The following is a 4,047-nucleotide window of genomic DNA, read 5'->3' on the forward strand; positions in this document are numbered from 1 at the left end:
TTAGCAACAGGAGGTGTTGCTGAATATATATCCATGTTCATGGATTAAGTCCCCACTTGTTTTTAGGTGGGAACTAAATTAAGGCTTATAGGATCGCTTGGTAAGGCTGTGTTAGCCGGATGCTTACGACTCGGAAACAAGTCGGCTGCTTTTTAAGCACTTTTGTCACTTTTAGCCAATAAAATTGGTTAAAAAATATTCAAAAATCCAAATTTTCCTGATTTCTAAAGGCTCTCATTTCTGAAATTATCCCCATTTCCTGCGGACAATTCTTGGGATAATTTGAGGATATATGCATGTACGTTCTGGCGTACAATCATTCAGGAAATCGACCAATAGGCAGATACCCCTAGATTGCATATCATGGCTTCATTGAGAACAGGATGTTCCAGATAAAAATAAGAAGATCAGCGACAGGACGCGAGGGATGACAGGAGTTGACCCTAGTACCAAATACGAAAACCCCCGACAGGATGTCGGGGGTTTTTTATTATCTAAACTTTTTAAATTAGGGTTGGATGGGCATCCAGAATGCGAATTAGAGTCGCTGCAGGACCAGTCGGATAGCGACGGCCTTGTTCCCAGTTTTGTAGGGTTCTCGCGCTGATATGCAAACGTGCAGCAAATTCAGCCTGGGTTAAGCCTGTTTTCTCACGTACTTCTTTAATATCCGGTAATTCAAGCTCTGTGACTCGACTTGCCTTTATCTCCTTACGCTTGATGGCACCAGCTTCTTTGATTGAAGCAACCAGGTCATCAAATAAGTTGTTATCCATGAAATTGCTCCTTTACTAATTGACGTAGAATCGAGGTTTCTTTGTCTGTCAGATTATCTTTCACAGACTTTGGATAAGCCACCAGGAAAAAGATCTGATCATCTTCTGTAACCCAATAATAGATCACACGGATACCGCCACTTTTGCCTTTATTGCCCTGAGCACAACGTACTTTACGAATTCCACCACCATTCTTGATTAAGTCGCCCTTATCAGGCTGTACCAAGAGATCTTGCTGGAGCTGACGATACTCTTCATCACTCACAAGCTCTTTGATTTGCTTAGTAAAAATACTGGTTTCAATGAATAACATAGGTTTAAGTACGTCAATGGCGTATAAGAATTTTAGCAGTTTTAGAATAAAAAAACGAGAGCTGTGAACTCTCGTTTCGCATAAGCAAAGGCTTACAAATATAAATATTAGGTATAAAAAACCCGCATGATAGCGAGTAGGTCCTGATATTTCATTCAGACTATAGATTTTATAAAAACTATATTTCTAGATGATTTTAAATATTTTTCCACTTAAGGTACTTTGAAAAAGCATTTCAAAACTAGGTCGAATATCTTCACCATCAACGGTGATATGTTTTATATTCAAATGAGATTGTGTGTTGGCAAACTCATGATCCACTGTGGCTTGAATAGCGTGTTTAACGCCAAACTGGTCTTTTACGCTGAGAGTCTGTTTAAACATATATATTTCCTTAAAAAAATTGCAGTGGAAATCCCACATAAATTATTGATGTTTAAAAATTTATCGCTAAGCAACTTTATGATTTAATTTAAATAGCTGATTTAGAGAAGTGTAAAATGTACGGCCATCCAAATTTAAATCAACTTCGATTCCAGATTCCAGTAGAACTCTTTTACCTACTTCAATTTGTTTTAAACCTTGACGTGTATTTTGCATTTTATGTAGAGGAATTAATGAAACAATAATTTCAGTACCATTTTTAGATTTTGCAATTAAATCATTTACTTTTAACAACTTATATCCTATTTTTTAGAGATTTTTTCAATTTTGAAAACATTTTAAAGCTTAAAAAAAGCACTTATGAGTGCTTTTTATTACTGCTTATTATTACTTAGATAGCAACAATATTTACAGCATTCGGTCCTTTTTGACCTTGAGCTACACTGAATTCAACTTGCTGGCCTTCAAATAAGGTCTTGAAACCTGAACTCGCGATTTCGCTGAAATGAGCAAAAACGTCTGGACCTGATTCTTGTTGAATGAAACCAAAACCTTTAGTTTCGTTAAACCACTTTACAGTACCTTTAACAATATTTGAGTTTGACATAATATATCCTACTGATTTTTAATAATTTTGAGTCATTTTATTGACTGGGTATAAACTTTGAAAATAATAAAGAAGCGACTTAAAATCTGAAAAAACGAAGGATTATGACTAAAACTGCGATACTTAAAGAAGATTTACCGGAACAAGACTTTTTTCTAGTTAAAGTAACTATACACTAAAAATAGGAATAATCAAGTTTTCTTATATATATATTTACCAAACCCATAAACAACCAAAAAAATAGTCAAAAAATATAATAAAATCATATTTTTATTGTAAATGTAACAATATAAGGTTAGTATATTGGTCTAGTAAGATTGATAAGTAATGAATGCGATTATATAGTTCTGTAATAACAATATTGATGTTTTTAATTTCGGGAATGATAATTTTTTCCCAGACACAAATCATATATCAACCACCAAATTTTACCGTTTTAAATATCTCTAACTAGAGATATTTTATAAAAAACCGCCTAATAGGCGGTTTTTTTAATTTTTGAAGAAATAATGAATCTCTCTATTTAACATAAAATCTCTTATGCGAATCTGGAAGGATTAAGCTATTTCGTAATATTTTATCCAATAAGCATTGTCGAAAATATCAGTGTAATAGCTTGGCCTATTACAACGTGAAAAATAGTCACAGCATAAGTCTCTAATAATTTCAATTTCTTCTAGGCTATCGGCAGCATTGACTAAAAATATAAATTTGTCCAGATTAACAAGTAATTTAGTAATATTTTTCAAAGGTTTATTATTAGACATTAAATCCTATGTGTTTTCCTGTTGGAAGCTCTACATCAATACGAAGTTTTCCGCCCATTGCTTCAACATACTTTTTCATCGTTGAAATTTTAAGATCATGACCACGATTTTCGATTGCTGACAATGACGGCTGTTTGATTCCAAGGGTTGCAGCCAGTTCTTTTTGAGAAATCTCTAACTCTTCACGAATAAGGTGAAGCTGAGTTTCCAACAGTAATTCATCAGCCATTTTTTGAATACGAGCTTGACTCTCTGGAGAGCGACTAGCCAATAATTCTTGTAGGGTCTTAGCCATTAGATTGATCTCCTAAAGTTGAAAGATGAAGTTCGTATTGCTGATCGGCAATATCTAACATCTCTTTATAAAAACGCTTTTTACCGCCTTTATCACCGATACACAGCACAATAGCTTGTCGTAAAGGATCAAATGCGAAAAAGGCTCTCAGTGGTTTACCTCGATGCTGAACACGTAGCTCTTTCATGTTGGTAAATTTGGAGTCATAGACGGTATCTACTAAAGGACGACCTAAACTTGGTCCCTGTTGCTGTAGAACGACCAACGCTGCGAGTACTTTCTCTTGTGTAGATTCATCTTGCTGTACAAGCCATTCGTTAAACAGATCCGTTGTAATGACTGTCCACATATTACAACCACAATATAGATTACAGTCTATATTTTATACTTAATTGAATTATTATTCAAATGACAATAAAAAAACCCCGACATCCTGTCGGGGTTTTTCGTATTTGGTACTAGGGTCAACTCCTGTCATCCCTCGCGTCCTGTCGCTGATCTTCTTATTTTTATCTGGAACATCCTGTTCTCAATGAAGCCATGATATGCAATCTAGGGGTATCTGCCTATTGGTCGATTTCCTGAATGATTGTACGCCAGAACGTACATGCATATATCCTCAAATTATCCCAAGAATTGTCCGCAGGAAATGGGGATAATTTCAGAAATGAGAGCCTTTAGAAATCAGGAAAATTTGGATTTTTGAATATTTTTTAACCAATTTTATTGGCTAAAAGTGACAAAAGTGCTTAAAAAGCAGCCGACTTGTTTCCGAGTCGTAAGCATCCGGCTAACACAGCCTTACCAAGCGATCCTATAAGCCTTAATTTAGTTCCCACCTAAAAACAAGTGGGGACTTAATCCATGAACATGGATATATATTCAGCAACACCTCCTGTTGCTAA

The 4,047-nt window shown here is 35.1% G+C and carries 8 protein-coding genes; all 8 read right to left on the bottom strand.

Translation table 11 applies throughout. The features are described from left to right. Positions 1-503 precede the first annotated feature (503 nt). The gene (gene nadS / locus GBN19_RS14900) at positions 504-776 is read right to left on the bottom strand and encodes a NadS family protein (protein WP_000369780.1); all 273 of its coding nucleotides are present in this window, start codon (positions 774-776) and stop codon (positions 504-506) included. Next, complete coding sequence (locus GBN19_RS14905; protein ID WP_000897309.1) at positions 769-1,089, bottom strand: type II toxin-antitoxin system RelE/ParE family toxin; 321 nt, start codon at positions 1,087-1,089, stop codon at positions 769-771. Before GBN19_RS14905 ends, nadS begins: the two co-directional genes overlap by 8 nt. 186 nt (positions 1,090-1,275) lie before the next feature. Beyond that, positions 1,276-1,473, bottom strand: coding sequence for a hypothetical protein (locus GBN19_RS14910; RefSeq protein WP_000476222.1), 198 nt, complete (start codon positions 1,471-1,473; stop codon positions 1,276-1,278). Positions 1,474-1,539: 66 nt separating this feature from the next. Beyond that, the gene (locus tag GBN19_RS14915; RefSeq protein ID WP_000921865.1) at positions 1,540-1,767 is read right to left on the bottom strand and encodes a hypothetical protein; all 228 of its coding nucleotides are present in this window, start codon (positions 1,765-1,767) and stop codon (positions 1,540-1,542) included. Between the two features lie 97 nt (positions 1,768-1,864). Further along, complete coding sequence (locus GBN19_RS14920) at positions 1,865-2,080, bottom strand: cold-shock protein (RefSeq protein ID WP_151711055.1); 216 nt, start codon at positions 2,078-2,080, stop codon at positions 1,865-1,867. Positions 2,081-2,637: 557 nt separating this feature from the next. Beyond that, positions 2,638-2,847 carry a hypothetical protein gene (locus GBN19_RS14925; protein ID WP_005155900.1) on the bottom strand — a complete coding sequence of 70 codons (210 nt, stop codon included), beginning with the start codon at positions 2,845-2,847 and terminating at the stop codon, positions 2,638-2,640. Continuing rightward, a complete protein-coding gene (locus tag GBN19_RS14930; protein ID WP_001140621.1) occupies positions 2,840-3,142 on the bottom strand; it encodes a helix-turn-helix domain-containing protein in 303 nt (100 codons plus the stop codon). Before GBN19_RS14930 ends, GBN19_RS14925 begins: the two co-directional genes overlap by 8 nt. Beyond that, positions 3,135-3,491, bottom strand: coding sequence for a type II toxin-antitoxin system RelE/ParE family toxin (locus GBN19_RS14935; RefSeq protein WP_000269909.1), 357 nt, complete (start codon positions 3,489-3,491; stop codon positions 3,135-3,137). Before GBN19_RS14935 ends, GBN19_RS14930 begins: the two co-directional genes overlap by 8 nt. Between the last annotated feature and the right edge of the window lie 556 nt (positions 3,492-4,047).

The organism is Acinetobacter brisouii (genome assembly GCF_008993995.1).
GTDB lineage: Bacteria > Pseudomonadota > Gammaproteobacteria > Pseudomonadales > Moraxellaceae > Acinetobacter > Acinetobacter brisouii_A.